This window comes from Thermogladius sp., from assembly GCF_049970955.1.
Taxonomy (GTDB): domain Archaea; phylum Thermoproteota; class Thermoprotei_A; order Sulfolobales; family Desulfurococcaceae; genus Thermogladius.
In genome coordinates, this window is record NZ_JBMFLY010000129.1 from 1 (window position 1) to 1,040 (window position 1,040).

Sequence of the window (1,040 nt, forward strand, 5' to 3'; positions counted from 1 at the left end):
AACGAGAAGACAACGTTGTTAGCAACTATAGGCACGCCTCTGACACCCGTCACCCTTGCCAGCGGCGGGGGCGCCATTTTGTCGACCGCGAGTGCGTACAATATCCTTATTGCCGCTAACCATGTCGTGTAGGCAGTGTTGAGGAACCACATGAAGGCCGCTAGTCCTGCCAGGAGTATCAGGTACTTGTCGCTGGTGAAGAGGGACAGGTACACGAAGATCGACGGGGGTACCAGGGGCCTCCCGCTGAGGCTCTCCAAGACTCCGCGGTAGTTGTAGTAGAGGTAGGAGTGCGACGCGACGAGGCTTACCCCTAGCTTGGCCTCGACGACGAAGGGGACTAGGAGGTAGAGAGCGAAGACTGTCAGGAAGCCGAGCAGGTAGCCCCTCGTGTACGACTTCACGGGGTCTTCGACCTCGCCGGCTACGAAGCTGGCCGACTCCAGCCCCGCGTAAGCCCAGAGAGCGGCGACCATCATACCACCGGTGGCGGCCGCGAGAGGAGCCGGGGTCAGAGGGGTCACCCCTCTGACGGCCCCCTTCAATGCGGCGTCCTCGAGTAGCACGGGGTTTAAACCGGTGGCTCTAGCCCAGTTCTCGTATATAGTGCCGGGGTCTGCGAGGTACAGGGCTGCCGTGTACGCGAGCGTGATTAACAGCGGCGTTACCACTATTGGGGCCAGGACCCACTTCAGCCTCCTAGTCCCCACGCTCGCGAGGATGAATAGTGCCGCTACAACTAGTACGCCCAGGTAGAGCTCCGTCAAAGGCTGGTCTAACACCACGCCCAGGTCCACCAGGAGCTGGTCGCCTGAGGCGAGCCCGGCCAAGAGGACGTTCCCCGCCAGCGCCTTGAGCCCGTAGTATACGAGGAAGCCTAGAGAGAGCAGACCACCGCTGGCGGCCATGTAGTACCAGACCGCGATGAAGGACACGACGGGAGAGACGGCCCTGGATATCAGCACGTAGGGCGCGGCCGCCCTCTGGACGTTGAGCGCGACGTACATGAAGGCGAGGACCACCGGGACGTAGACCAGGCC

The 1,040-nt window shown here is 62.0% G+C and carries 1 pseudogene; it reads right to left on the reverse strand.

From position 1 onward, the window contains the following. Positions 1-1,040: pseudogene (locus tag ACP5VX_RS07315) on the reverse strand (hypothetical protein); the annotation flags it as partial.